Source organism: Paenibacillus eucommiae (genome assembly GCF_017874215.1).
Classification (GTDB): Bacteria; Bacillota; Bacilli; order Paenibacillales; family NBRC-103111; genus Paenibacillus_AI; species Paenibacillus_AI eucommiae.
Genome location: NZ_JAGGLB010000010.1, coordinates 247,578 through 274,532 on the forward strand (window position 1 = coordinate 247,578; position 26,955 = coordinate 274,532).

Annotated in this window: 22 protein-coding genes; 9 read left to right on the plus strand and 13 right to left on the minus strand. The window is 44.9% G+C overall.

What is annotated here, in order from left to right; all coding sequences use genetic code 11:
• Positions 1 to 74 precede the first annotated feature (74 nt).
• The 3 genes from J2Z66_RS16670 to J2Z66_RS16680 all read right to left on the minus strand — a co-directional run bounded on the left by J2Z66_RS16670 (position 75) and on the right by J2Z66_RS16680 (position 1,986).
• Entirely contained in the window at positions 75 to 650 is a 576-nt protein-coding gene (locus tag J2Z66_RS16670) for a 50S ribosomal protein L25 (protein WP_209972566.1), read from the minus strand.
• Between the two features lie 66 nt (positions 651 to 716).
• Entirely contained in the window at positions 717 to 1,670 is a 954-nt protein-coding gene (locus J2Z66_RS16675) for a DUF1861 family protein (RefSeq protein ID WP_209972567.1), read from the minus strand.
• On the minus strand, positions 1,636 to 1,986 hold the full coding sequence (locus J2Z66_RS16680; protein ID WP_209972568.1) for a helix-turn-helix domain-containing protein: 351 nt from the start codon (positions 1,984 to 1,986) through the stop codon (positions 1,636 to 1,638). The genes J2Z66_RS16675 and J2Z66_RS16680 overlap by 35 nt, the downstream gene beginning before the upstream one ends.
• 205 nt (positions 1,987 to 2,191) lie before the next feature.
• On the opposite strand from J2Z66_RS16680, the gene J2Z66_RS16685 reads away from it, so the two are divergent.
• Genes J2Z66_RS16685 through J2Z66_RS16695 form a run of 3 tightly spaced genes read left to right on the plus strand, consistent with a single transcriptional unit; the run spans position 2,192 to position 5,551 of the window.
• Positions 2,192 to 3,373: a glycosyltransferase family 4 protein gene (locus tag J2Z66_RS16685; RefSeq protein ID WP_209972569.1), complete on the plus strand. Its 1,182-nt coding sequence runs from the start codon at positions 2,192 to 2,194 to the stop codon at positions 3,371 to 3,373.
• A complete protein-coding gene (locus tag J2Z66_RS16690) occupies positions 3,373 to 4,479 on the plus strand; it encodes a glycosyltransferase (protein ID WP_209972570.1) in 1,107 nt (368 codons plus the stop codon). The genes J2Z66_RS16685 and J2Z66_RS16690 overlap by 1 nt, the downstream gene beginning before the upstream one ends.
• Positions 4,472 to 5,551 carry a mannose-1-phosphate guanylyltransferase gene (locus tag J2Z66_RS16695; RefSeq protein WP_209972571.1) on the plus strand — a complete coding sequence of 360 codons (1,080 nt, stop codon included), beginning with the start codon at positions 4,472 to 4,474 and terminating at the stop codon, positions 5,549 to 5,551. The genes J2Z66_RS16690 and J2Z66_RS16695 overlap by 8 nt, the downstream gene beginning before the upstream one ends.
• Positions 5,552 to 6,328: 777 nt before the next feature.
• On the opposite strand, the gene J2Z66_RS16700 is transcribed toward J2Z66_RS16695, so the two are convergent.
• Together J2Z66_RS16700 and J2Z66_RS16705 are read right to left on the minus strand one after the other, a co-directional pair.
• Entirely contained in the window at positions 6,329 to 6,640 is a 312-nt protein-coding gene (locus J2Z66_RS16700) for a hypothetical protein (protein ID WP_312894607.1), read from the minus strand.
• A gap of 125 nt (positions 6,641 to 6,765) precedes the next feature.
• Complete coding sequence (locus J2Z66_RS16705) at positions 6,766 to 8,331, minus strand: MDR family MFS transporter (RefSeq protein WP_209972572.1); 1,566 nt, start codon at positions 8,329 to 8,331, stop codon at positions 6,766 to 6,768.
• A 183-nt stretch (positions 8,332 to 8,514) separates the two neighbouring features.
• Between J2Z66_RS16705 and J2Z66_RS16710 the strand changes: the two genes are divergently transcribed.
• Positions 8,515 to 9,165, plus strand: a complete 651-nt coding sequence (locus J2Z66_RS16710) for a TetR/AcrR family transcriptional regulator (RefSeq protein ID WP_209972573.1) — start codon at positions 8,515 to 8,517, stop codon at positions 9,163 to 9,165.
• 118 nt (positions 9,166 to 9,283) lie between these two features.
• Here J2Z66_RS16710 and J2Z66_RS16715 read toward each other — a convergent pair whose 3' ends face one another.
• On the minus strand, positions 9,284 to 10,177 hold the full coding sequence (locus tag J2Z66_RS16715; protein WP_209972574.1) for an AraC family transcriptional regulator: 894 nt from the start codon (positions 10,175 to 10,177) through the stop codon (positions 9,284 to 9,286).
• Positions 10,178 to 10,360: 183 nt separating this feature from the next.
• On the opposite strand from J2Z66_RS16715, the gene J2Z66_RS16720 reads away from it, so the two are divergent.
• On the plus strand, positions 10,361 to 11,569 hold the full coding sequence (locus J2Z66_RS16720; RefSeq protein WP_209972575.1) for a Gfo/Idh/MocA family protein: 1,209 nt from the start codon (positions 10,361 to 10,363) through the stop codon (positions 11,567 to 11,569).
• Positions 11,570 to 11,865: 296 nt separating this feature from the next.
• Here the strand turns inward: J2Z66_RS16720 and J2Z66_RS16725 are convergent, their stop codons facing one another.
• Positions 11,866 to 12,378, minus strand: coding sequence for a hypothetical protein (locus J2Z66_RS16725; protein WP_209972604.1), 513 nt, complete (start codon positions 12,376 to 12,378; stop codon positions 11,866 to 11,868).
• Between the two features lie 122 nt (positions 12,379 to 12,500).
• Positions 12,501 to 12,899, minus strand: a complete 399-nt coding sequence (locus J2Z66_RS16730; protein WP_209972576.1) for a hypothetical protein — start codon at positions 12,897 to 12,899, stop codon at positions 12,501 to 12,503.
• A gap of 417 nt (positions 12,900 to 13,316) precedes the next feature.
• Between J2Z66_RS16730 and J2Z66_RS16735 the strand changes: the two genes are divergently transcribed.
• Together J2Z66_RS16735 and J2Z66_RS16740 are read left to right on the plus strand one after the other, a co-directional pair.
• The gene (locus J2Z66_RS16735; protein WP_209972577.1) at positions 13,317 to 14,675 is read left to right on the plus strand and encodes an ABC transporter substrate-binding protein; all 1,359 of its coding nucleotides are present in this window, start codon (positions 13,317 to 13,319) and stop codon (positions 14,673 to 14,675) included.
• Positions 14,676 to 14,720: 45 nt separating this feature from the next.
• Positions 14,721 to 16,058 (plus strand): ABC transporter substrate-binding protein, encoded by a 1,338-nt coding sequence (locus J2Z66_RS16740; protein ID WP_209972578.1) that lies wholly within the window; start codon positions 14,721 to 14,723, stop codon positions 16,056 to 16,058.
• A gap of 71 nt (positions 16,059 to 16,129) precedes the next feature.
• Here the strand turns inward: J2Z66_RS16740 and J2Z66_RS16745 are convergent, their stop codons facing one another.
• The 5 genes from J2Z66_RS16745 to J2Z66_RS16765 all read right to left on the minus strand — a co-directional run bounded on the left by J2Z66_RS16745 (position 16,130) and on the right by J2Z66_RS16765 (position 24,377).
• Entirely contained in the window at positions 16,130 to 17,356 is a 1,227-nt protein-coding gene (locus J2Z66_RS16745) for an RtcB family protein (protein WP_209972579.1), read from the minus strand.
• A gap of 29 nt (positions 17,357 to 17,385) precedes the next feature.
• The gene (locus tag J2Z66_RS16750; protein WP_376774422.1) at positions 17,386 to 20,001 is read right to left on the minus strand and encodes a polynucleotide kinase-phosphatase; all 2,616 of its coding nucleotides are present in this window, start codon (positions 19,999 to 20,001) and stop codon (positions 17,386 to 17,388) included.
• Positions 19,998 to 21,524: a methyltransferase domain-containing protein gene (locus J2Z66_RS16755; protein ID WP_209972580.1), complete on the minus strand. Its 1,527-nt coding sequence runs from the start codon at positions 21,522 to 21,524 to the stop codon at positions 19,998 to 20,000. Before J2Z66_RS16755 ends, J2Z66_RS16750 begins: the two co-directional genes overlap by 4 nt.
• The gene (locus J2Z66_RS16760) at positions 21,515 to 22,318 is read right to left on the minus strand and encodes a nucleotidyltransferase domain-containing protein (protein WP_209972581.1); all 804 of its coding nucleotides are present in this window, start codon (positions 22,316 to 22,318) and stop codon (positions 21,515 to 21,517) included. Before J2Z66_RS16760 ends, J2Z66_RS16755 begins: the two co-directional genes overlap by 10 nt.
• Before the next feature lie 718 nt (positions 22,319 to 23,036).
• A complete protein-coding gene (locus J2Z66_RS16765) occupies positions 23,037 to 24,377 on the minus strand; it encodes a DEAD/DEAH box helicase (protein ID WP_209972582.1) in 1,341 nt (446 codons plus the stop codon).
• A gap of 249 nt (positions 24,378 to 24,626) precedes the next feature.
• On the opposite strand from J2Z66_RS16765, the gene J2Z66_RS16770 reads away from it, so the two are divergent.
• Entirely contained in the window at positions 24,627 to 25,316 is a 690-nt protein-coding gene (locus J2Z66_RS16770) for a response regulator transcription factor (protein WP_209972583.1), read from the plus strand.
• Positions 25,297 to 26,781 carry a HAMP domain-containing sensor histidine kinase gene (locus tag J2Z66_RS16775; RefSeq protein ID WP_209972584.1) on the plus strand — a complete coding sequence of 495 codons (1,485 nt, stop codon included), beginning with the start codon at positions 25,297 to 25,299 and terminating at the stop codon, positions 26,779 to 26,781. The genes J2Z66_RS16770 and J2Z66_RS16775 overlap by 20 nt, the downstream gene beginning before the upstream one ends.
• The last annotated feature ends 174 nt before the right edge of the window (positions 26,782 to 26,955 follow it).

Below are 26,955 nucleotides of genomic sequence, written 5' to 3' on the forward strand. Positions count from 1 at the left end.
CCTATGCCTATGCCTATGACTGTATCTATACTTGTACCCGTATCTTCTATATCTATATCATATCCAAAAGAAATCTATGAGGCCGTCTCTTCTTCAACTTCCTCATGAACAACTTTGATCTGAATCATGACAGCATTCGAATCCGTCAGCACTTCAATTCCATCCTGGAAAATCAGGTCGGAAACGAGAAGCTGGTCGCCAGCGTCCAGGCCGCTAATGTCCACTTCCATGGAAGTTGGCAGATCTCCAGGCATGCAGCGGACTTCTACTTCATACATCTCAATCTGCAGCACCCCACCGGCTTTCACACCAAGTGCATCTCCTGAGAAATGGATGGTCACTTTGCTATCCATGCTTTGCGTCATGTTCACATGATGAAAGTCGATATGCAGCAATTTGCCCGACAAGGTTTCCCTTTGGATGTTCTGAACAAGAACTGGAACCACTTTTTCATCAGAGGTTTTGCCTTGAAGAATAGCCCGCGGATTTTTTTTCAAAATGTCCAATATTTCTTTCTCATTAACTTCTACGGACAAAGTCTCTTTACCAACTCCGTACAACACCGCCGGAATACGTCCCTGTTTTCTTGCTTGATTGATTTGGGCTTTTGTCTCGCCAGTGCGCTTGTTTAGTTGAATGGACTTATTCATTTATTTAATTCCCGCTCTCTTTGACCATAAATTCTTGTCATCTCAATTATAACACGACCATAAAATCTAGTCAAATTGTTCATATTCGATAAAAGGATCGGGAATGTCAATCTGATAAGCCTCGGCATCACTAACACCAACGGATAGCACGGCTCGGCCATTGGCTGACCGTATAAGTCCACCGCTGAAAATAACATCCTCCAACTCCGGTCGCTTGCCTGGGCCTATTGGAAAGTCAGTTCTTGCAGCAATAATTTTCATCGGCGTTTTCTCACAGGTTTCGGGGTTGATAGCGAAAGTCATCGCATAATAATGCTTGTTACCTAATATATCAAAACAGGCTATATGTCCTAGTACGCCGACGTGGCCATTACTCAGTAGATGCGCTTCGTTCGCACCGCCCCACTCTTCAGGGACAAATTGGTCGCGAAGCATTTCAGCATCATTGAAGGTTTGCTCGCTCAGCTCATCCAGTGAATCGATAATCGTAAATCCGATCTGCCCTCTTCCGCCTCTTGCTCCTTGCGGCCTTGTAAATACGCCTACCCTGCCATCCGCAAGCTCGATGAGACGAATATCCTTCATCGTACCCGGACCTGACGAAAAGTGACATAACGAATCAATTTGAAAACCGCGATAAAACTGAGTGACCCATGACACAATTTTTTCCGGATTATCGGCTGCAGTGATGACTTCAACTCCGCCAATAATTAATTCACCCTTGATGATAGTCCAGCATGGATCCTGCAAATTATAAGTATGAGTATGTTCACGGGGAGTCCAAATATGATTGTTGTCGTATGTAAAAAAGAAGACTTGAGAGAACTCGCTATCCCGTTCCTCAACTCTTCCCAAGATCACTTCCTCCCCGTCGTACCGGAACGGGGCCGTTATATTATATACATCCCTATGGCCAACCCCAGAGAAGCTTAGCTTCTCCACTTTCGTTGTGCGGGGGCTGGCATAAAATGTATCCAGAAGCTGTTTACAGGTTTCCGTTTTCCTCTGTTCTTTTGTCATTACCGTCCTCCTGATGTTCAATCGATTCATCTATCTTTCCATCATTTTCTGCATCATTTTGTCCAGTATTTTCTCCAACATTTTCCGAACCATTGTCCTTAGCTATTTCTTCGATTCCAATGAGCTGTCCCGGCTGGACATTAAAGTACAGGCATAGCTTCAGCAGCAAATCCCTCGGATACTGTACCATCTCATCTTTATACATGCGGCGAATGGAATCGAAGTGGTAATTAACATCTTTGGCAAGCTTGCGTATCGATAGTTTAGGATCATGATTTTCCATAACTTCTTTTAATTTACTCCGTATGACTGGCATACATACACCTCCTACAATAATATATATGGAGAATGGCGGAGAGTCAATAAAATTGACAAGAAAAAATGGTCATGTTATAGTTGGAGCAGGGAATGAATTTTGAATTTTCAGAAAATAAAATATGTACACGTCCAAAAGAAATAAAGCCCTCTTTATTTTCTTTTTTTTTTGCTAAAAATCCTGAACCAAGATGGAGGCTATTTAAATGAAACATACAAGCAGCAATCGGAACGTCGTTTTCCTTGGAACCAGCCTGCCGAGAGAATGCGGTATCGCTACATTTACACAAGATTTATTAGACCAGTTTGAGCATATTCAAGGCTTCAATAAGCCTCGTATCATCGCTATCAACAACAACGAAACCTACAACTATCAGGAGCAAGTGATGAGGGAAATTGACCAGCACAAGCTGTCGGATTACATAGCTACGGCTGATTATCTGAACTTGTCAGAAGTTGATCTTCTCGTTATTCAGCACGAATTCGGTATTTATGGCGGGGAGAGCGGGGAATATTTGATTCCATTCGTTGAGAGATTAAGTATTCCATATATCGTTATTTTTCATACCGTATTAACAACGCCTTCTGCCAAGCAGCGGTACATCATGAATCGGGTTGCGGAGCTAAGTGTCAAAGTTGTCACGATGGCGCAGTCTACCGTCAAGGATTTGATCTCTATTTATGGCATTGATGCCACAAAAGTCGCTTTCATTCATCACGGAGTGCCTTATGTCAAAACCGAATCAAGATCGAAGCTTAAAGAACAATATGGCTTTGCTGACCGGAAAATTTTATCAACCTTTGGCTTCCTAAGTCCTGGCAAGGGAATTGAATATAGCATAGAGGCCATGCGCGGAGTGGTCAAACAGCATCCGGAGGCTCTTTATATCATTTTCGGAAAAACCCATCCGGTAGTCAAACAAGAAGCAGGCGAAGTATACAGACAAAAGCTAATGGGGCTTGTGAAAGAATTTGATTTAAATCATAACGTTCTTTTCGTCGACAAGCTGTTGACACAGGTGGAAGTTATTGAATCGCTTGTTATGTCAGACATCTATATGACTCCTTACTTAGGCAAGGATCAAGCTGTTAGCGGTACTTTGGCGTACGGAGTCGGTTACGGCAGGGTCATTATTTCCACGCCTTACCGGTATGCTGAGGAGATGCTGGCAAAGGGCAGGGGCTTATTGGCCAATTTCCGCGATTCCGCCTCTCTGGAAGCTCGCATCCTCCAACTGCTGGATAATCCTGCAAAAGTAAAAGAAATGGAAGATCGCACATTAGAGCTCGGAAAAACGATGCTGTGGAAGGAAATCGCCAAAACCTATGCAGCCTTGTTCCAGGAGAAAATAAAGAGTTCAGAATTAGCTAACAGGAGTGTGATTTAATGGAAGTAGAAACGATACTAAAGTACAAATCCGATTATTTACGCAGGCTTACTGACGATACAGGAATTTTTCAGCATACCAAGTTTGGAGTTCCCGACCGCTCAAAAGGCTACACGACAGATGACAACGCACGGGCATTAATCGCAGCCGTCTTATTGTACAAAAACAGCAAAGATTCAGTCACATTGGACCTTATCCATACTTATATTTCCTTCATTCATCACGCACAAAATACAGACGGCAACTTTAGAAATTTCATGGATTATAATCGTTCATTTATTGAGGATAGCGGCTCCGAAGATTGTCAGGGACGCACGTTATGGGCACTTGGATTCGCGCTCTCCCACTCCTCAATCCTACCCGATAATTTGCTTAACACCTGCCGTTATTTAATGAATCAGGCATTACCACACATTCATGCGCTCGGTTCTCCTCGTGCCGGAGCCTATGCCATCATCGGTCTAAGCTACTTGATAGACACCCCTGATGCTTTAACTTACTCCTTTCCTTATCTCCATACGCCAAGCACCGCGGAAGAGAAAGCTTTTCTGCCCAGAGCCATCATCATCGAGCTGATCGAACAGATTGCCGTCCGGCTGCACAATCAATATACCCGCAACAAGGGGAACGGTTGGAATTGGTTTGAAAACAGCCTTACCTACGGAAATTCCATGCTGCCATGGGCACTATTAAAAGCATTTCGTATTTCAAATAAAGCCAGCTTAAAAGAAACAGCCAAGGAAAGCTTGGATTTCCTGGCATCCAAAACCTTCTCTAAAGAAGGCTATTATAAGCCGATTGGCAGCCACGGCTGGCTGCTGCGAGACGGCACGGCCGCTCCTTACGACGAACAGCCGATTGAAGCATGTGAGATGCTTCTTGCATGTAAAGAGGCGGCTATGGTACTCCAAGATTCTGCTTATCTGAAGCAGGCAGCCTTATGCTATGAATGGTACGCAGGACGTAATTCAATAAACACTCCCCTGATTGATCCGCAAACCGGGGCGTGCTATGACGGCATTCATAGTACGGGGTTAAACCTGAATCAAGGCTCAGAAAGCATTATTTCTTTCTCTATCGCTCATTTGGTGATGCATCATGAATAAATTTGCTACTATCCTTGCAGGCGGGGGCGGAACCCGCTTCTGGCCGCTGTCCAGACAAGAAACTCCTAAACAGCTTCTAAATATTAGCGGAAACGATATTATGTTAAACGATACCATCGAAAGATTCAAAGGCATTATTCCTCAGGAAAATACAGTCATCGTGACGAATCGCTCTCAAGCCGTATTGCTGGAAAGCATTATGCATAGCAGCGTGTCCAAGCACAATATTTTGATTGAGCCCGTTGCTCGCAACACGGCTGCAAGCATACTTTTTGCGGCGTTATCCATAGAAAAATCCCACGGCGATTCTTTAATGGTCGTGCTGCCTTCCGATCATCATATAACGGATGAAGAACAATTCCGGCTCACGCTGGACGAAGCCTGCACGGTAGCCATGGAGTCGGACAAAATCGTAACCATCGGCATTAAGCCTACATTCGCTTCTACCGGCTACGGCTATATTGCTTTTGACAAAGAGCCTATCGCCTCCCGTCCTGTGGCCGTATACGAAGTAGCGGAATTCGTAGAAAAACCAAACTTCCAGAAAGCCCAAGGCTATCTGTCGTCAGGCAATTACTTATGGAACAGCGGTATCTTCATCTGGAAAACATCCGTGATTATCGACAACTTCAAACGTTATCTGCCACGGCTGTATAAGACCATGCTGCCCATCAGCGTTTATTTGGGTACAGAACAGGAAGAGGAAATCATTAATCAGATTTATCCGACGCTGCAAAACATTTCAATTGATTACGGCATACTGGAGCGCTCTGATGAAGTCGTTGTTCTGTCTGGTCAATTTGGCTGGAATGATATCGGAAGCTGGGATGCGTTAGGTGCGATCTTCCCTCCAGATCAATCAGGCAACATTATAAAAGCAAATCATATGGGCATAGACACCCGCAATTCAATCATATATGGAAATGGCAGACTCATCACGACAATAGGAGTAGACGGCTTCATCATAGCGGACACCGACGATGCCCTATTAATCTGTCCCAAGGACGACGCGCAAGCTGTCAAAGAAATCGTTGAGCTGCTGAAGGAGAAGGGAATGACCGAATATATTTAGAAATATGCCTTGTAGCTTCCTTTGAGGCGCGTGTTCATGGCGTTGGTGCGTGGGGAGGGAGCTTGCTATGGGTTCCACCGCTGTTAAAGATGTGTTCCCTTGAATGGATCTGGCGGTAGGAACACATCTTTAAAGGCGGACGCTACGCTCTCCACCCCATAGCAAGCTCCCTCTTTCAGCTACAAATAGCAAGAACCCCAACCTCAAACGGAAAGCCAGCAAGTTTTTTTCTCTTGGTGGGAGGAGATTTCCTGGAGGGCAAGGCGCTGGAGTCTCCAATCGTAGCCCGCCTAGTACTTTAGCGATGTTTTTCATCGCTAAAGTACCAGGTTCGCTCGACATCCTTGCTTTAACGATGAAAAACATCGTTAAAATCCCTTTTTACCGTCCAAAGAGGTCATTTGTCCTCTTTTAACGATGAAAATCATCATTAAAGTAGCTGATGATCTGCAAACACTCACTTTAACGATGAAAAACATCGTTAAAGTGGAGCACACACGCTCCATTCCGGGAGTCGGGCCGCTACTATCGCTCTTCCACCGACAACCTTTCCTCTCTCAGCAACAAATAGCAAGAACACTAACCTCAAACGGACAGCGGACAACCAGCAAGTTTTTTTCTCCTGAGGCTTAGGGATAGTGAACACAGTATAGATGAAGGCGCGATAGAAACGCTGCTTCATCAGTTAAGAAACCGGATCCTTGCAGCTACGCTCGCGCTGCGAAGATCCGGTTTCTTTTTTTGCCTCTGCCAGTTGCCCCATGACTTTATTGCCTGCTACGATTCCGTCTTTCTTTCCGACGCGCTTTCTGATTCGCTTTCCAATCCGCTTTCCGTCCCACTTTTCGAAGCGCCTTCAGAAGAGTCCCCATCAACGAATTTATCGTATCGCGAGTAACGTTTGTCTACTTCTTCAGCCATTTTCCGATACTGCTTGGTCTCCTCTACGACTGGGTCAATTTGTGCTTGTATGCGGATTTCCGTCTTTATTGGCAGCCGCTTGACTGCCGCCTCTTCTGCATCCTGGTTTTCGATTTCACCTGCTGTCAGCTTTTTGGCAAGCTGTTCTTCCAGTTCTTTGGCATCCATGATCCTATCTCCTTTAGCAACAATTTGATTCCTTTATTCATTTGAACAATCCATCACTACCTAATTCGGCTCATCACTTGCAGCTTCCTCCTGTATCGTATCATCGTACCCTCGGGAATTTCAAATTAAACGTTGGAAGTCTTTTTTGCAAAGGTGCTCGCAGGTTTGGGTATTAATCGGGCATTTCCCAGAAAGAAACTAGCTACAAGACCAAGGCCAACAAAAACCAATCCGGCTAAAAATACATAAGCTAAAGCCTCACTGTACACATGGCGAAGCCCCAGAATCACTTCTTGCGGCAGCAATGAGCTTGCATTGGAATCAAGGAGCACCTGAGGATTGGTATAGTGCTGTAATTGCTCCGGCGAAAAAGAGGCACCCAGCTTACTATTAAGCTCAGTTAATCCCGCTGCCATACGCTGCGATAACAGGCTTCCTAACACACTGACCCCGATGGTCCCACCCATAGAGCGGAAAAATTGAGAAGAGGACGTTGCGACCCCGCGGGACCTGCTGTCCACAGCACTTTGCGCAGCCGTACCTAGAGCAGGATAAACTGCCCCCATGCCAAGCCCGGTGATGATCATGATCATCACGATTTGAAATCTACTCGTATCCACGGTCAGTTGGCTTAGAAAGAAAAACCCTACTGCCATTAACGCAAGGCTGGGAATGAGGATCATACGGAACGTCAGCCTGCTCATCAAGCGTCCACCTGCAGTCGAGGTGATGATCGTGGATAACATCAGCGGAGTTAATATGTAGCCAGTAATAGAAGAACTTCCCCCAATAACACCCTGTACAAACAGCGGAATATACACAATCGCCCCAAACATCCCTGCACTCATAAAAAATCCAGCCATATTCCCGAAAGCAATAGCACGGATACCAAATAATTGAAGCGGAATGATCGGCTCTTTCGCTTGAGTTTCAATCCAGATGAACAAAGCGAGCAATATAGCACCCATACAGAACAGGACGACAATTTCCGGAGAATCCCAAGCAAGCTTTGCCCCGGCCCCTTGTCCTTGTTCATTCCCACCCAGCACCAGCGCCAGTAGAATGGATCCTATTGCACCACTTAGCGTAATTGCACCTAGCCAGTCAATCGATCTTTTCTCATCGCTTTTGCTTTCTTTTAAGGACACCGCTATGAGATAGAAAGCAGCCATACCAATCGGAAGGTTCACATAAAAAATCCACCCCCAGCTTATGTGTTCCACAATCAACCCGCCAAGCATCGGTCCGAGGATACTGCATATCGCGAATACCGCTCCGAACAAGCCCATAAACCTGCCACGTTTTTCAGGGGGATATATATCCCCAACAATCGTCATCGCAATGGGCATTAATGCCCCAGCACCAAGACCTTGTATCCCTCTAAAAACAATAAGCTCCCTCATCGTTCCTGCAAGACCACATAAAACAGAGCCTAAAAGAAATAAAAACAAACCCATTAAATACATCCTTTTGCGTCCAAACAAATCGGCCAGCTTGCCATAAATCGGCATCGTGATCGTCGAGACCAGCATGTAAATGGCAAAAACCCAGCTGTACAGCGGGAGTCCTCCTAATCCTTTTACTACAGTAGGCATGGCGGTTGATACAATAGTCTGATCCAATGAAGATAATACCAGTCCCATTAACAAGCCAGTCGTAATGATTCCTGCCTTCGGTTTAGCATCTAACATTCCTGCACGCTCCTTAAATATTAATTATAAGCAACATAGTGTTGCATTACCAACTATACGTTGATTATAATAATGATAGTAAGGATTTTCAGCAACCAACAAATTACCGGAACATGTCGCATTATCAACATCAACTTGCCAGGTATCGCACAAGGGATACATGTTAAACAAAGGAGAACAGTCATGTCAAAAAAACCAACACAGCTCGATCCGCGTATTAGACGAACGCTTCATGTAATCAGAGATGCCCTTATTTTTCTAATGAATGAAAAGGGCTTTGATCATGTAACGGTTCGAGATATTACAGAGCGGGCCGAAATCAACCGCGCCACGTTCTACCTTCACTTTCAGGATAAGCATGATCTGCTTGAGAAAATCGTCAATGAATTGATGCATGAATTTATGAATGCTTTCCAGCTGCCTTCAGGTTTTGAGGTTGGTGATTTTTATATGGATGCGGATGAACCGCCCCCGTCCTTTATTCGCCAGTTTGAGCATATTGCCCAATATGCCCCTTTTTATAAAGTGATGCTGGGCCCCAATGGTTTACCTGGCTTTGCCATGCGTATGGAGAACATCATTCGAGACTCCTTATATCAAAGGTCAACCATAGCTCAGCCGCATGACCGTCATCTGACGATACCCAGAGATATGATTATCCGTTACTCAACATCCGCCCATCTGGGCCTCATTATGTATTGGCTGGAAAAGGATATGCCTTACACGCCCGTTTACATGGCTACTCAGCTAAAACGACTACATCTGCTTGGCCCAACTAACGTTAATGGAGTCATCCATAGTCAAGCTGGCAAAAATGATGACGCTGGTGTGTAACTTGTTTCACCGACTTATTTTCTGGTTAAGTATACATATATCCATTTGCGCCCCCCCCTTTTTTATATATAGAAATGATTGAGACCCACAGCTTTTTAGCTTGTGGGTCTCTTTTTTTTCAGGACAAGACTTGCTTGTTAATTTCATTCCGAAAATGCAATGCGCTAACCCCCGTAGTATTCTTAAACACCTTTCCGAAGTAATGCATATTGCAGAAGCCTACCTTTTCAGCTATTTCGGTAATCGATAGATCGCTGTCCATCAGCATTTTTTTAGCCATGTTGATTCGCGTCAGGTTGATGTAATCCGGTATGGTCATGCCGATCAGTTTTTTAAAGGTACGGCTGAAATGATAGGGACTCATACTCACCAACCGGCACAAATCCACCAGGTAAATAGATTCGGCGTAATGCTCTTCAATATGATCCAGAACGGGTCTGATCGCGACGAAGTGATTAATAGCTAAAGAGGTATTGCCGCTCTTCTCCGTAGAGCCCTGTTTATCGAAATAACGAAGAATCGCGGTCATCATCCTATAAATACAGGATTTGATGGCCATTTCATAATAAATATCCCGACGTTCGTTCTCCTCATAAGAAGCCTGAATAGCAGCATTCAACTCCCCCCACAAGGGATGCGAAGGCGCAAATAAGCTTTGGCGCTGTTTGATGTTGATAAATAATTTATAGATTTGCTTCGTTTCAAAGCCTTCCATAAAGTTTGTGATGAAAAATTTATCAAAAATGATGCCCATAATTCTTGCATTTGCCGTCTTGGGTTTAACAGAATGAATTTGTTCACTATTCACATAAATAATATCATCCTGCTCAGCTGTAAATGTCTGATTGTCCAGCGTAACGAGGACGTTACCGTCCATGACTTTGATAAATTCCAATTGATCATGCCAATGAGGATATACCAAATATCCATTTATAACGTTGGAGACATTCGCTGTACGGAATGGAAAGCGTTCTCCAACCGAGGGATTGATTCGCTGCTGTGGATCTGCCATGCTCCACCCTCCCGACCTTGTTCATTGCACAAATTATACCACAGATTATATAGATGGCTTAAGAATAGCAATATTCTATCCATATAAAGCAATAACCTACATAGAACCAACTGGGCAAGGATACTAGTATAAAGAGGTAGTGTCAAATACAAAGAACCGAATCGGAAGGGATTGATACACAAAGTGTCTGGAGCTATTGACCATAAAAGAAAAGTAGGAATCGGGATATTGGGGACCGGGAGTCGCGGCGTTTATTTCGGAGGCCACTACTTCAGCAAGCATCCGGACTGTGAGCTGGTAGGACTCTGTGACGTACGTCAAGAAAGCCTGGAATTTGCCCGCAGTCAACTTGGAGATATTCCGGCTACAACCTCGATCGATGAATTTTGGCAATACCCGAATATGGATGCGGTGGTCATTTGCAGCAACGATCATGCCCACGCAGAGAATGCCATCGCTGCTCTGGCCGCTGGCAAACACGTATATCTGGAGAAACCGATGGCGCAGACGATTGAGGATTGCGACCGGATCATTGAAGCGGCAGCGCAATCGGGTTGTGTCGTTATGGTAGGACTGGAGCTGCGCTACTGTTCACTCATGGTGGATATGAAGCGAATCATCGCCTCGGGTGAAATCGGGGAGATCAAGATCGGAACTGTAACCGACAATGTATCTGTAGGCGGCCAATATTATTACCATGGAGCGAGACGGCGCAAGGACTACGTAAAAAGCTTGATTCTCGAAAAAGGCACGCATTCCCTTGACTTGACGAACTGGCTGCTCGATGCTTCTCCCGTAAAAGTCTATTGCAGTGGCGGGCTGAATGTGTTTGGGGGCAGCGCACCCAATGACAAGCGATGCCGGGACTGCAGCGACTCCGATACCTGCGAATATTACGTGGATAATGTTACGGGTTACCGGATGGATTACGGTGATGTGAGGCTGAACAATGATTTATGTGTATACGCTGAAGAATGCGATGTTCATGATAATGCCCTGGTACTTATTGATTATGATAATGGCTCTCGTATTTCTTATATGGAATGTCATTTCACACCCGAATATACACGTGAATTTATGTTTGTTGGTACTAAGGGAAAGATATGGGGCTTCTATAACAACGAACAGGATTTCAAAATCAGAGTGTTGAAGCGGCATACCGAAGAAGAACTTATCTACTTCCCCGAGAAAAAGTCCGGCGGGCATGGAGGCGGTGATACGGGCATTGTGAATGAGTTCGTCGATTTGGTAAAGAGAGGGGAACCGATTTTTAAAGGTATCAAGGGGGCGCGCGACAGCGCGGCTATAGCTATAGCTGCCAACGAGTCATCTGAAACCGGATTGCCTGTGTCGATTCAACAAAATAAGAAAGCAGGAAATATTAATTCCTAAATGAAGGTTGCTTGCTGCCTGCCAAAAAGTGAATAGCAAAGCCCTCTTGCACGGAAACATAATCCTCAAGAGGGCTTTTAAGCCGTAACGCAAGACTGGTTTCCATGCTGCTTGGTAGTCATTATTTTAGAAAACTATTTAAAACTGTCCCGTTTCTCATTCAACTTTCGATTGATGGACACTAGCCGATACACACCATAAAGAAATAATCCGATAACTACCACATACATACACAACAGGAACATAGATAATGGATTTGGCAATTTACCCGGAAAAATATTCATGATGAGAGTCATCTAACATTTAATGATATTTGAGTAGACATTAAGTACGTAACTGCTAGCTTTCTCATCCACGTCTTCCCCACCGCACTCTGAACCTTCACTAATAGGTATACCGTCAAACTGGGCTTTCTCTATATATTCTCTAAATAAATCCATAAGATTCACCTTTTTCAGAATGCAGCCAAAGGGCAGTTCCATGCCTTCATAATAAGAAACCACAGACAATCGAACAGCAGGGATCTGGTAATCTCCCCAAATATAAAAAACAAAAGCCTTGTCTCTAAAATGTTTTCTTAAATATGCTGTCCATGATACTTCAACAAAGCTAAATGTTTGTTCTAGCTCAGCTATTGAAACATTGCTTTTCTTAATTAATTTGTTTATCTTTTGAATAGTGTAAAGATTATAATTAGCTTCTGCCTGGCACTGCCCCCTGTCATTAGAGAAAAGTAAATTGGGAGTTGTGGCTATTTCTGAAATCTCATTGTATGCTTTGGACCCTTTATTCCTTAGAAATTCAATCATCACACACCACATCTCCCGTTTTGGTCCATCACATTTTCGCCAAGCGCAGCTTAGAAGATCACTTTAGCGGCCGCCGCTTCCCCCATGCTTCTAGCAAGGATAAGATTACATCACGGTTTCTTTTAGCGCCAACCAGTTCGCGGGTGACTTGGCCTTGCCGCATTTTTCATTTGATCCTCTATGCCTGATTTACCGGTATTTTTCATCTGCTGCCTACTGCCTACAATAGCCCCTAGGATTACGATAAATGCCACTAAAACAACAAACCCAATCATTATTCCCTCTGTAGTCCAATCGGCCACAAAAGATTTAATCCAATCATATCCGTCTATGCATATTAAAAGAATTGCGCATTCGCCTACAATCAATACAATTTTAGCGATGGTTACAGGTATAGTGCGGTAGAGAAAGCGATAATAAATAATTGCAACAACGAAAAAATACACAGCCTCGCATGCAGCAATGAATATAAAGGGATAAGTTAGGCCTTCATTCAAAATTTTAGCAGCTTCATCAAGCATATCGATACAACCTTTCTTTTCTAAAATCAATATATAAGGATTATATCGACAAAAAGAGTAAAAAGATGTATATTTTATGTAAAATTTTTTGATATGCGATTACTATTAGCTTCGTCACATCTCCAACTCTTGTACACCAGCGAAGGTCCTCGTTTACTTTTTTTATTCTAAATTAGACTATCTTTCACTTTTATAAAACTTCCAAATAAATGTAAAAGAAAACGTTTCACTACCCCTATTACTATGATATATTTAATCTACTAAAGGTAATATATGGGTTAATTATATCACATATGGATTGGTGATAGGAAGGTGAATCATGAGTTGGTCTGGTTGTAGGCATAGGAGTAAGCCCCTACCAGGCATGATGGAAGCAGTATAAGCTATTTAACATAGATTAAACAGGGGGACTGAGGCATGAAACTCCTCACTTTTACAATCCGGCTTTCCCTTCTTATCGCTTTACTGATTACTTCCGGTTGTACATTCGGTTCTTCAGACAAGGAGCACACTCTTAAACCGTTCGGCAAAAATGAAGAAGCTGTGTTAAAAGTAGCCATCCCCGCAGAAATTATGGCCGTAAAAAATTATGCAAGTATGCTGTCAGCAAAATTTCCGAAGCTGGAAGTAGAGCTTGTAACCTATCCAATTGTTACGGATGAGGAAACATTCGACCAATGGGTAGATGACAACCAGCCTGATGTATTTTGGTTTAATGATGAACATACTTTCTTGAAATGGATAGACGACGGAAAATTATTCGAATTGGATACGATGATTGAAGTAGACAATATTGATTTGGACCAAATGAATCGCAAAATTATTGATTACATACGAATGAAGGGGAAAGGGAAAATGTATGCATTATCTCCGACCTTCTATAACTCCGCCTTGCTTTATAACAAAGATTTGTTTGACAGATATGGAATCGACTACCCCCATGATCAAATGAGCTGGGAAGAAGTACTGCTATTGGCCTCGAAATTCCCAACTCAGGGAGACGATGGAGAACAGATTTACGGTTATATACAGGATATAGGTCCCACAATTACTTTAATCGATATGATAGCCAAGGATTATAAGATCGATTATCTCAATGAAGACAGTTCAAAAATACAGATGAATACACCGGCATGGAAAAGGGTCTCGGAGTTGGTCCTGGATGGGTACAAGCAAGGGTATATTTATGCTAATTTGCAAGGAAAAGTGAACCGCACCCGATACACAAAAATGCAAGAATATGTGCTTGAGCATAGTTTTCTGGCAGGAAGAGCAGCCATGACTGTACAGGATGCGATTTTTATTTATGCATTAAGCCAGCCTGAAACTGCAGTCTTCAACTGGGATTTAGCTACAACTCCAGTTGATCCTTCTTATCCTAATGAATCACGTTATTTACATATTAAGGACTTTTGGGGGATCCGGGCAGCATCATCGAATCTACGGCCTGCTTGGGAGTTTCTCAAGTTAGCGAACAGCGAAGAAGTGGCAAGAGTACACAGCAAGGCATTTCAGGATTCCGCTCTTTATACCCGCCTTGACTATGGTATGGAACGGGATGGACATGATTTGCAAGCTTTTTATAAGCTTGGCCCTTCTACCAGCTACTTCCCTCCTCCCCCGCGGGGATTTTCAGATGATTTTACTGATATGGCTTCCGAAGAAATCAATTCCGTTATCAAGAAAGAGAAATCGCTGGATCAAGCGTTGGAAGCCATTGAAACAAGAGGCCAAGTTTTACTTGATACGATTAATATATCTTTAACAAATCCATAACTAGTCAGGCTCTACTACAAAAAATTTTTAATGGAGGTTTGGTGTATGCCCGTCCGTAGACTTCTTCTTTTCCTGATAATTTCTCTATTTGCGATCATGGCCGCTGGTTGTGAATTTGGTTCGACTAAAGAATCTGAGTTCCAACAGGAAGAGGCATCTATCAAAGCAGTTGTTTGGAACGAGCGTGAGTTTAATCAGCAATACGCCAGTCTGTTTTCAATAAAATATCCGAAGATCGACGTCCAGGTGATTAACACTAATGTATTAAGAAATACAGAGGATTTACATAAAAATTTCGAAGCATTAGTCGCTAATGAAAAGCCCGATATTATCGTATTTCCGAATGCTGATATGTTCGAATGGTGGGCTAATGAAGGAAACCTTTACAACTTGGATTCTCTGATTAAATCAGACAAGTTTGATATTGAAAACATTAATTCCAACGTGGTCGACTATTTAAAATTCAAAGGCGCCGGAAATTTGTACGGTCTATCCCCGACATTCAACAACAAAGTACTGTACTACAATAAGGATTTATTTGACAAATATCAAATCGATTATCCTCACAACGGCATGAGTTGGGACGAAGTCTTAAATATTGCAGCACGTTTTCCGACTGATCAAGATGCAGATACTAAGGTTTATGGCTACTACCCAAATGCAACTTTTGCCTTCGATTGGATCGAGTTGATTGGCCGCAGCCTTCAATTAACTTATCTCGATGAAGAGGGAGGTACCCTCACATTCAATCAGCCTGGATGGAAACATGTATTTGAAAACGTGCTTACTGGGTATAGCCAAGGGTACGTGTACCGGGTGGATGGACAATCTGCCACCTCTGAGTCTAACCAGGAAATAAATGACTTCTATAAGAAAAACTTGTTTACAGTTGGCAGGGCTGCAATGACAATCAATGACGCCAGTTATATTAGTGAAATGAACCTCGCTGAGCAAGTCAGTAAAATCACCTTACCGAACTGGGACATTGTCAGCCTCCCTGCTTTAACGACAGCGCCTGAAGAAACGACAGAATTTACAACCAACGAAATATTTGCAATTGCTGCGGATTCTCCAAACATACGCGCCGCATGGGAATTGATTAAATATGCGAACAGCGCTGAAGCTTCCCAAATTAACGCAACATTAGACACCAACAATTTGATGAGTCGGACCGAGCATAACAAGGAAATGACTGCAAGAAATATGGAGCCATTCTACTTGCTAAAGCCAGCAAAGATGAATCTGCCAGCAGTCAAGCTCTCTACGCGCATGCAGCTTTCGCAACTGCTGGAAAATGAAGTGAAAGCTATGCTGAAAGGCGAAAAGACGCTGGAACAGGCATTAGATCATTTACAGCTGCAAGCACAGGAATCTTTAGATTGAATTCATTTGAGTTCATTTGAGTTCATTTGAGTTCATTCTGAAGTCAGTCGTTGAAATTTTGATTTTGTTCATCAATCCTTATAGGGATCAAATTCATCCGCTCCAGCCATGCACACTCCTATTGGCTTCAGCACATGCAGCACTTCTATTGTCTCCGCATGAGCATCCAGCACCTCTTGAAGCTTCCGGTAAACGAACGGACTCTCGTCCGTTCCTGCGCCTCGAAGCTCGACGCCAAAGTCTCGAATCGCATCCAGCATCTGCTTTTGAGAAATTTGCCCGCCGCTGCGGGTGCGTTTCTTCCAGTTCATTTTGCCTGCTGCCTGTGTCCGGCTCATCGTGCGTCCTGCTCCATGTACTGTGCTGTAGAAAGCCTCGCGATTTTCCACTGAGTCTTTGCCTCTTACAATTACAGAAATATCACCCATGCTGCCGCCGATAAACCCAAGCTGACCTGGAGCAGACGGGGTTGCCCCCTTACGGACAACGATAGTATCTTTGCCCTCATGCTGCTCCTTCCAGGCGTAGTTATGATGGTTATGCACTTCCATATCTGCTTCCGCACCAATAATAGAAAGTACCTCCCTGATCACATAATCGCGTCCGGCATAAGCATAACGACCAGCAAGCTTCATGGCCCGATAGTACATGTCGCCAAATTCACTGCTTAGATCGAACAAAACTGGAGGCTGATCCATCTTTTCCCCAGGTGCGCTGCCCAGAAATTCTCTGCCTGCCGCCAAATTTAGGAAGCCGCTGGCTGTTTTATGACCGAATCCCCTACTTCCAAAATGATTGCTGATCCATACCTGACCGGTCCCCACTTCTTCAAACAAATCGACAAAATGATTGCCGCTGCCGACAGTACCTAATTGGTCCCGGGCCAATGTTTTCAGCTTGTCGTGCTCTTGTTGGCCTACTTCCCTATAAACGGCCCAATCCGGGTCGTCGAACAGATCATGATCTACCTTTTCATTATTAACCCTGCCAATACCGAAAGAAATGTTCCGGGCAATTTCATCCATGATTTGGGCTATGCGCGGCTTTACATGCTCCACCTTCAAATTCGTTCTAACCGCTTTATTGCCGCAAGCAATATCGTAACCAACACCGGACGGAGAGATTTGCCCATCATACACAACTACCCCGCCGATTGGCTGGCTGTACCCCTTATGATGGTCGGCCATCAGCAAAGTCTGAACGACCTTCCCTGTCTCTGCACACATTTTCGCCTGAACAAGCGCACCTTCATCGGGCTTTCCCCAAACACGTACTCCCGCTATATTTTGATAAGCCATTTGCTATAAGTTCCCTTCTACATGAAAAATTACAACCTCGGGTCCACCGGGTCCGATTCCAATGATAGCACGGCGAGCACGCACTCATGAATTCGTTCTACGGGCTCATTCCACACAAAACGTTCTACAGACTCTACGCTTAGCGCGAACTCCATTAGAGCATGACGTTCTTTCTTACCAGTCTTGCGCTGCTTAAGGCGTTTCAAGTTCTCTGGCATCAAATAATCGATACCGTATATGATATGCAGATATTTTCTGCCCCTGACTTTTATGCCCGGTTGAATAAGACGGTTCTGATGCTTCATCACAAAGGTTTCGGGCTTCACTACAATCCCCTCGTGTCCGTCCTCCGTCATTTCTTCCCACCAACGAATCACCTCTTGTTCACTAGTCTCATCAGTAATTACTCGGTATTCGGTCTCTATGAACATTTCTGAACAAGCGGCGAACTCACTGTTCTTCTGCATATGCCAGACATGAGATTTATCAAAAAAGGCCTCCGTGCTGTGAGCAAGTGTATGGAAGGGGGCAATCTGGATTCCCTGCAGTCCATTCGTGTCCCAACAGTATTTCTGAAAAGCCTGCTCAAATAGCTCTGCGTTATCCAGCTTTTGACCAAATTCTCCTATCCAGTCCTGAACGTCCCTTCCTGCCGCGTGAGCCATCTGCAGCTTTTCCATAATGTACTTTCTATCCATAATCGCAGCTTCAGCCACATGAGCATATTGTGAAGCAATCAACTCACGAGCCTTTAGGTTCCACGGTACAATTTCAGCATCTAATAGTATGAAATCAGTCTGGTGCTTATTAAAATATTGCGCTCGCTGCAGATCGTTATTCAGCCGCTGCAAAATTTCTTCCTCCAGCGAAGAGTCGAAGAAGTGTCGGCCTGTGCGGGTATATATGGCCCCCAACATTTCACGTCCTACATATTTGACAGCCGCTTCACGATCTCTGAACAATAATAAGATCGCCCTGCTTCCCATATGTTTCTTCTCCGCAACCATAGTCATAACTCCCTTGGAGCGGTAATAAGAGAAGGCTTCTCCCGGGTGCTCCAAATAATCATCCTTATCCGATACACGAGGAGGCGGGCTCATTGTTGGAGGAATGTAAACAAGCTCTTCAATTGGCACTGTATAATGGGAAACTGAATCAACAGCAGCTTTTACAAATTCCCCACGTACAGAAATCTCCCCATACGGCTCGGTCAGCACTGTGTAGCCTTCTATAAATTTCCGTAAATTCGGCGGTGAGAAACGCTTTCTCTCCCATTTAAGAAGAGGATTATCGGGGTCTCCAGAATAGTTCATGACCGCGCTGACGCTTACGAACTCTTTTTCGGGATAACGATATGCAGTGAGCTGTCCGCCAAACACAACCCCTTGATCGATATTGACCGTATGCTTGATGATAGTCGGCTGTGGTCTCGGGTCATGCCCCCAGACAATGAGTTCCCCGGATTCGTGCTCGATAAACCAATCTTTCCGGATCGGCTTTCCCTGATCGTCCATCCCAGCGGTATCGCCATAGCGGCAGTAATCTTGAATGCTCTTGGATTGCTTGCCGATAAAACTATCCCGAATACCCGCATGAGCGACAACAACCTGGCGAACGCCATTGCGGCAAAACACCAGATGTGAAGGCGCGGCAAGCAGGAATTGTCTCATTCCAGCCTTCAGTTTCTCAGCGGAGTCCTTGCCATGATCCCGCTCATATTGAGCCAGCTCCGCTGCCATCCTCTCGTCGCCATGACCGAGCGAGACGTTCTTTCCGTCCAAGTAACGGGCAATTTTCCAGCCGTGATTGCTGTCAACCATATAGGCCAAGCCCGCCTCGACATGGCTTCTCCAAAACTCAATAGCGAGAATGGACTGCGGCCCCCGGCTCATAACATCACCAACCGATACCAGCTTCCTGCCGTTAGGATGCTTATAGTAACCATCTTCATCCGATTGATATCCCAGCTTGTTTACAAGCTCCAGCATTTCCTGATAACAGCCGTGAATGTCCCCGATAATATCTATTCCGGCTTCCACCTCGAACAGCACAGGATTTTCTTTGCGGATGAATGCAAGCTGATCCACTTGCTCGCCTTTAATCATATAACTGGAGGCGAAGCCTTCCTCCTTCAAGCCGCGTACGGACCGCTTAAATATCTGTACCTGCTGCTTCACTCTTTGGCGTCCCCGCGGATTATCGCGACTCTCGTCCCTTCGCAACAGTTCATCTTCCGCTACATCCAGGGCAATAGCCATGACTGAAACATGATACTTTGCTGCCATATCCACGTACTTTTTACGATCCTCAGCATGGAGGTGTGTAGCATCAACGACCGTAAGCTTACCAACTCGGCATCTCATGCCAACAATCATATCCATAGCAGCAAAGGCCTTATCCGAAATCAACTGATATTCGTTGTATACAACATCGGCTTCTTGCTTCGGTCGATTGCGCCAGTCCATGAATACCTCGTCTCCAACAAGAATCCGAAATTGGTCTGACGAGACGACTTCTGTTTGCATCAGGGTCCCTTGATCAATCATCCTCTGCAGCAAGGTCGTTTTTCCACTATTGGAAGGCCCTACTAACACAACAATACCAGCGTGGGGCAGCCGGATTATGCGTTTTTGTTCTTGCATCATGCTTTCTTTAGCTCCTCTCTCCGGGCAAAAACCGCCATTTGTGTCGGATGCCCAAAGCCCTCTATCGCTTCGCCGATGCCTTTCAGCTCAAGGCTGTAAGGATAAAGCTCTGCCCATTTTCCGCACCAATACTGGAACTGCTCACGTGCCCATTCGAATCTGTGATCGCTGTGCCGCATGTCTGCCGGGTCCATTTCATACACTTGGTTATATTCCCGGTTAGGTGTTGTTATCAGCAAAGTCCCTGGACGATACTCAGCGAAAATAGTTTCCATCACCCGCTCCAGTCGATGCGCATCTATATGCTCGATGACTTCGCAGAGGATCATCACATTTTTCCCGCGCAGCGACTCGTCAAAATAGAACAGTGACCCGATCAGCGACTTAGGGATCACCACACCTTGATGGCCCTCTAATTTTTTGAACCTTGCCATCCCTCTGATTTGAGCTACAGACGAAGGTTCAACCGCCAGAATCTCCTCAACCCCTGGAATCCAGCCTAGGCGGGCAGCAAGCTTTCCTTCACCTGAACCAAAATCAACGATCGTTCTCTTATCCTGCAAAGCTCCAATTTCTCGCAAAATCGCCTGATACCGAAGCTCATTTAAGCTGACCTTGGGCTGCTTCCGCTCAGTCTCATTACCATCAACCGCCTTTACTGCCTTTACTCCATCTATTGCATCTATTGCATCTATTGCATCTATTGCCTCTACTGCCTCTACTGCCTCTAATGCCTCTACCACTTCTGCTACCTCCACCGCTTCCACCACAAAAGAGGGTGCGGCATCCGGGAAATTTTTCGGGGTGGTCATGCTTCTTTCAAATTGCTCAATTAAGTGACTGAAGCGCAGCGCTCTTTTCACAATGAGCCCGCGCATCGGGTGACTTTCCAGCCAACCTTCACCGTACCGCTTGATTTTATCTAATTCATCTTCTCCCATGAAGTAATGCTTGTAATCGTCCAGTATCGGAATCATGACAAAAAGCTGTCTCAACGCTTGTTGTAGCGTCTTCTGACCACGAAGGCGTATCGTTCTGGCTGTACTCTTACTTTTCAAATCGAAGTTGTACGAGATCTCGCCGCGCTCTAATGCTACTTCATAACCAAGCGTTGTAAAAAGCTCTTCAACTACGTGATCGGAAAGCCTTGAGGCAATCGGTCCGAATGAAATGTCCAGCTCAAAAAGATGACTCACCCAAGGCTTGTAATCCTCCTTCGGCTTCCCATTCAATGCTGTGCCAAGCGCTGAGCGGATATAGGAGCAAAATAGACTGCTTGCGACAAACTCCCGGTCATTAATATACTGCGTAATATCGTAGCTGCTCGGACTCCCTTTAACAAGCTCCACCGGATCTGGGGTTGCAAATAACACAACTTCAACCTCACTCGGCGTGAAGATCGTATACACCAATCGTACGCGAGCTTCCTTCTCATGCCTATCGTAAAGATTGTTGGGATTTTTAGCGAGGAGGTGAGAGATCATCCCTGCTCCTTCGCCAGTAGCTTTAATGGTCAAAAACATGTCGCCACACCCTTCCCCCATACTTCCATTATTGCCGAACGAAATAACTGGTCAAGCGCCTCATCATGGCCGCCTTCAGCAGCACGCATATCGCAAGCGGTCTGTTCATAATAGGAGATTCTCTCCCCTAGAAACTCATTGATCCGGTTAATTCTCGGTTCGTAATCCATTTCGTCGCCGGCTAATTTCCGCACCAGCAGATTCTTAATAACCACCTTTAGCTCGCTTCCCTCTGGTACCAACGCGTCCACCAATTCATGAAACTCTATAGGCGGCATCTCATTATGCCTTTCAATCCATTCACACGCCAAGATGGGGCGCAGTACATAGAAATACTTTTTGATTTTGACTTGATCACCCTGCAGATACTCCCGGTAATTCCCTTTCGCCATATGTAGATAGTGATGTATGCATGATTTTGGCGAGAAAGATAACGGTGAGATGCGGCGGATTTGCTCAGCAGTTGCACAATTCTCCATATAAACAATCGGAGACTGCAGCCATTCCAGCAACGGCGGATTCGATTTGCGAAACAAATTCAAGGCCTTCTTCAAATCCCACCCATTAATATCCAGCATATTACTGATCGGACGCTCAATCACATCCCGCTTATTGAAAATCGACAAATACCACTCCACAGGCCTGATGTAAATAAATCGCACGTCATAATCGCTATCCTTTGAAGGAAACCCCCATGCACGACTGCCTGATTCACAAGCATACAAAATCCGAACCTGTTCTTCTTGTTCGATTTTTTTCAACTCTTCAACAATTTGATACGGATAATCGGACATGTCGCTCTTCCTTTCTACTTCGTTCGGTCTTCTGCTATTATCATCGCCTATTTTCAGGGATATGAACATGGTCAAAGTATTACGACTAGGAAAAAAAATCCAAAACAAGCAGTCGAACAGGACTTGAGCCTACGGGATAGTCCACTTGAGAAAAACCTTGTTGCGTCTTTTGAAGTGCGTGCTCATTACGATGAGGGTTCTAGGGGGAGGGGAAGGATTTCGCCTAATATTGTCAGGCTAACATCATACCGAACATGTAGGCGGAAAAACGCACACATTGGACCGGCTTAACCTGACAACATTTAGGGTGCTATATCCTGCGCGCAAAGGCGCTGGAGTTGAAGAGCTGCTATGAGGGGATACTCTCCTCCCCGATACTCTCCTCCCTCTTTAACGATGTTTTTCATCACTAAAAGCACTTGCTCGTCTTCACAACCCTACTTTAACAATGAAAAACATCGTTAAAATCCCATTTTACCACCTAAATGTGCCGTTCGACCTCTTTTAGCGATGAAAATCATCATTAACGTGACAGTTTCACCTGGAACACTTACTTTAACGATGAAAAACATCGTTAAGTGAAGCACACCGTTCAACACCACGACAATCGGACTGCCTACAGTCGCTGCTTTCCTGAGTGAAAGGGATAGTGGCGATAAGGAAAAAATAAAAAAAAATAGCACCAAAAGCAGCTATGCTTTCAGTCCTATTTAAACGCTTAATGACTTATTTTACTGTTTGTTTTAACATTTGTTTTACCATTCGTTTTACCATTTGGATTAAAATTTGATTTACTGTTTGTTGTATTTCTTTTTTTAAACCACTCCGACTTTGGCTTGAGCGCAGGGTTAGCTTTCGATTTAGCAGGCTTTGAGACTACTGTTGCCGTAGATTTCTCAGCTAGTAAAGGCTGGGCTGTACCCACCATCGGATAGGGATGGTCTTTCACTTCGGGAATAGTTTTTTTGATCAATTTCTCAATATCCTTGCGATACGGCAGCTCTTCTATGTCACAAAATGAGATCGCGATTCCGCTCATTCCCGCTCTACCGGTGCGGCCTATGCGATGAACGTAGGTTTCCGGAATGTTAGGCAGGTCGAAGTTAATGACATGGGAAAGCTCCTCAATATCGATGCCTCTTGCTGCAATGTCCGTCGCTACCAGTACACGCGTTACCCCGCTCCTGAAATTGCTTAGCGCATTCTGGCGGGCATTTTGAGACTTGTTCCCATGAATGGCCTGTGCGGAAATGCCTACTTTAGTCAGTTCTTTCACAACGCGGTCAGCTCCATGCTTGGTACGGGTAAACACCAGCGCAGAAATAATCGATTTATCCTGTAAAAGTAGATTCAACTGTTTTTGCTTATTGACCTTATCTACCAAATAGATCGATTGCTGTATCCTGTCCACTGTGGAAGAAACCGGCGTGATTTCAACCTTTACCGGGTTAACCAATATGGCTTTGACCATTTGGGATATTTCTGGCGGCATTGTTGCTGAGAAGAATAGCGTTTGTCTTTTGCTAGGCATTTTGGTGATAATTTTCTTCACATCATGAATAAAGCCCATATCCAGCATTCTGTCGGCTTCATCCAGCACTAATATTTGGACATGCTGCAAATCAACATGCTTTTGATTCATTAAATCAATGAGTCTGCCCGGAGTCGCTATAATAATATCGGCACCTTGATTCAGCGCCCGCTCTTGGGCTTTTTGTGAAACGCCGCCAACGATAGCAGAGCAACGCAAATGAGTATATTGACTATACGCTTGAATGTTTTCAGAAATTTGAAGAGCCAGTTCTCTTGTAGGTGTTAAAATCAATGAGCGAATACGGCGCTGCGTACTAGGTTTACCTTGTTTTTCGCTTAAAAGCTGGATAATTGGCACTGCAAATGCGGCCGTCTTCCCTGTTCCAGTTTGAGCGCAGCCAAGTAAATCTCTACCTGCCAGTACAGCCGGGATCGCCTGCTCCTGTATGGGTGTTGGGGCCGTATAGTTCTCTTTGCTTAAAGCTTTTAAAATCGCGGGTATAATGTTCAAATCATTAAATGTCATTTTGTCTCCTTAGCTTCAACTATTCATGTATTCTTAATCACGTAACTTTCACTTCTCATGTAGCGTTTCCATAAACCGTCCCTTTATGTCATAACGCATAAGGATACCACAAATGAGTGCAAAAAAGAAGCGATATTTTTATCCGAGTATAAAGTTAGACTTCTTGCTGACACTTAGCCCTGCTATGATAATATTAATGCAAGGTGTGCGCTGCTTCATTATTAATCCATTCCGTTAGGAGACATGGACATGAAAACCATTATGATTGTGGAAGATGAGCCGGCCATATCCCGCGTTCTGACAGCCTATATAAAAAAAGCAGGCTATGAAAGCGTAGTTTGTACATCCGGCAATGAGGCCATGGAACAGTTCGGAACGCTTCAGCCCTCCCTTGTTTTGCTTGATGTGATGCTGCCGGGGATGAATGGATGGGAGGTGCTGCGTGAGATTCGCAGTAGAAATACTTGTCCAGTAATTATGCTCACAGCTAGAGGTGACATTAGTGATCGCCTTATGGGCCTGAACGATGGCGCTGACGATTACATTACGAAGCCGTTTGAGCCGGAAGAGGTCGTTGCCAGAATCCATGCCGTGCTGCGCAGGCCTTCACAGGCGTTGGTCACAGAAAATCAGAAACATTTCGGCAGCATGCGGATCGACTTCAAGTCCAGAACCGTTTACTTGAATGGAGCAAGCTTGTCTATTACGCCAAGGGACTTGGCTCTGCTGCTTTTTCTGGCGGAAAATCCGAACCAGATCTTTGATCGCGAGCAGTTGATCGAGCGGGTTTGGGGCATGGACTACGATGGAAGTGACCGCGCAGTGGATTTGGCCATCAAACGTCTGCGCAAAACGCTGCTTCATTTGCCGCCTGAAGAGGCCGAAATTCGCACTTTGCGGGGAACGGGGTATCAGTTCTATGCCAAATCAAACGCCTAAGCGAAGCACACTTCTCCGATACTGGACCTTGCGGTATGTGCTTACTTTAAGTGTTGGCTTGCTCATAATCGGGGCCGCATCAGTGCTATGGCTTAAGCATACTGCTTTAAACGAGCGATTAGACAATATCAAAAGCTTCTCGTTGGAAGCAGCAGACTACGTCACAAGCGACACTGGGCAAATTGTGATACCCAATCAATTCTACGAGTGGATTGATCTTAACCAAAGAACATACAAGCTTCCCGGACAGTTTGGTTTAACGGTATTCAATCAATCGGACAGACCCATGTTCTATAAAGCCCCACCTTCATCAAATTCACCAATTGCATCAGACGTAACTTTCGGATCCGACCAGGCATTTCCGGCACCACCGCCGCTTGTACCCGATGTCATCGTGAACAAGATCGGCAGCTATTATACGATCATCTCCCCAATCCGCGGCCAAAACTCGCTCATCGGAACGATCGCCATTTCTTATGCCAAAAAAGAGCTGACGGACATTGGTCAGCAATACGGATTGATCTCCGTACTGCTTCTTTTATCTGGACTGCTTGGTTGGCTTATCCTTTATTTACTGCTGCGCAAACTGTCGAAGCCAATTGATGACGTTGTGCACGCTCTTAAACGAGTCGAGTCAGGAAATTACGGACTGCTGCTGCAGGATAACGTCAAAGAACAGGAGATTTACGACCTCCTGGTTTATTTCAACGCAATGGCAGCAAGGCTGGAGCAGCTGGAACAATTGCGCACAGAGCTGCTTGCCGGAGTGACACATGAGTTAAAGACACCGGTCACTTCGATACGTGGTCTTATTCGCACAGTCAGAGACAAAGTCGTGACCTCAAATGAAGCCGATGAATTCCTCGATATTTCACTCAAAGAAACTCAAAGATTGGAACAGATGGTATCGGATCTGCTAGATTTCAATGCTTTTGCGTCCGGCAAAATAAGCTTTCAATCAGAAGCGGTCGACCTCGGCAAGCTGTTAGCCGAAATCGTGTACCAATGGAACCTGATCTACCAGGACGACGATCTGGAAATGGCGACGGTTATACCGGATCATCAACTAATTGCCATTGGAGATGCCAGCCGGATTCAACAAATTATCGTCAATCTTTTGAATAACAGCTGGCAAGCCATCAGTGGGCACGGCATCATTACAGTCACTTTAACGGAGTATTCGAGTACGCTTTACGAGGTTCAAGTCAAGGATAATGGCTCAGGCATACCCCCTGATGAGCAAATCAACATCTTCGAAAGATATTACCGGGGTACGAACAAAAAACATTCAGTACGCGGTCTGGGACTAGGACTAACGTACAGCCGGATGCTCGCGAACATGATGAACGGTATGCTGAACCTCAAGGAAAGCTCAGCCACTGGAACGACATTCCAGCTTATGCTCCCCAAGGCTTCGTCGCAGCAAAAGGGGAGGGAAGGGATAGGAACAACGTTGTCAGGTTAAGCAACTTCTCAGGCGATACGCCGAGCAACCCGAGCAACGGTACGCGGAGAGCGGACGGATTTCTAACGGACATGGTTGCCTAAGCTTGCCCCACAACGTTTCCGGAAATTTACAGTAAGAATCGATACGTATCCAAGACGTTGCGAAACACTTGGAGCCCCCTCCACAGCACCT

Coding starts and splice junctions, on each gene's coding strand:
- J2Z66_RS16730 (WP_209972576.1), bottom strand. CDS start 12,899: ATGCTTGATGAAGCTGCTAAAATTTTGAATGAAGGCCTAACTTATCCC.
- J2Z66_RS16715 (WP_209972574.1), bottom strand. CDS start 10,177: ATGGCAGATCCACAGCAGCGAATCAATCCCTCGGTTGGAGAACGCTTT.
- J2Z66_RS16750 (WP_376774422.1), bottom strand. CDS start 20,001: ATGATGCAAGAACAAAAACGCATAATCCGGCTGCCCCACGCTGGTATT.
- J2Z66_RS16760 (WP_209972581.1), bottom strand. CDS start 22,318: ATGTCCGATTATCCGTATCAAATTGTTGAAGAGTTGAAAAAAATCGAA.
- J2Z66_RS16670 (WP_209972566.1), bottom strand. CDS start 650: ATGAATAAGTCCATTCAACTAAACAAGCGCACTGGCGAGACAAAAGCC.
- J2Z66_RS16765 (WP_209972582.1), bottom strand. CDS start 24,377: ATGACATTTAATGATTTGAACATTATACCCGCGATTTTAAAAGCTTTA.
- J2Z66_RS16705 (WP_209972572.1), bottom strand. CDS start 8,331: ATGTTAGATGCTAAACCGAAGGCAGGAATCATTACGACTGGCTTGTTA.
- J2Z66_RS16700 (WP_312894607.1), bottom strand. CDS start 6,640: ATGGATGCCAAAGAACTGGAAGAACAGCTTGCCAAAAAGCTGACAGCA.
- J2Z66_RS16680 (WP_209972568.1), bottom strand. CDS start 1,986: ATGCCAGTCATACGGAGTAAATTAAAAGAAGTTATGGAAAATCATGAT.
- J2Z66_RS16770 (WP_209972583.1), top strand. CDS start 24,627: ATGAAAACCATTATGATTGTGGAAGATGAGCCGGCCATATCCCGCGTT.
- J2Z66_RS16740 (WP_209972578.1), top strand. CDS start 14,721: ATGCCCGTCCGTAGACTTCTTCTTTTCCTGATAATTTCTCTATTTGCG.
- J2Z66_RS16685 (WP_209972569.1), top strand. CDS start 2,192: ATGAAACATACAAGCAGCAATCGGAACGTCGTTTTCCTTGGAACCAGC.
- J2Z66_RS16695 (WP_209972571.1), top strand. CDS start 4,472: ATGAATAAATTTGCTACTATCCTTGCAGGCGGGGGCGGAACCCGCTTC.
- J2Z66_RS16735 (WP_209972577.1), top strand. CDS start 13,317: ATGAAACTCCTCACTTTTACAATCCGGCTTTCCCTTCTTATCGCTTTA.
- J2Z66_RS16755 (WP_209972580.1), bottom strand. CDS start 21,524: ATGTTTTTGACCATTAAAGCTACTGGCGAAGGAGCAGGGATGATCTCT.
- J2Z66_RS16690 (WP_209972570.1), top strand. CDS start 3,373: ATGGAAGTAGAAACGATACTAAAGTACAAATCCGATTATTTACGCAGG.
- J2Z66_RS16745 (WP_209972579.1), bottom strand. CDS start 17,356: ATGGCTTATCAAAATATAGCGGGAGTACGTGTTTGGGGAAAGCCCGAT.
- J2Z66_RS16725 (WP_209972604.1), bottom strand. CDS start 12,378: ATGATTGAATTTCTAAGGAATAAAGGGTCCAAAGCATACAATGAGATT.
- J2Z66_RS16775 (WP_209972584.1), top strand. CDS start 25,297: ATGCCAAATCAAACGCCTAAGCGAAGCACACTTCTCCGATACTGGACC.
- J2Z66_RS16675 (WP_209972567.1), bottom strand. CDS start 1,670: ATGACAAAAGAACAGAGGAAAACGGAAACCTGTAAACAGCTTCTGGAT.
- J2Z66_RS16710 (WP_209972573.1), top strand. CDS start 8,515: ATGTCAAAAAAACCAACACAGCTCGATCCGCGTATTAGACGAACGCTT.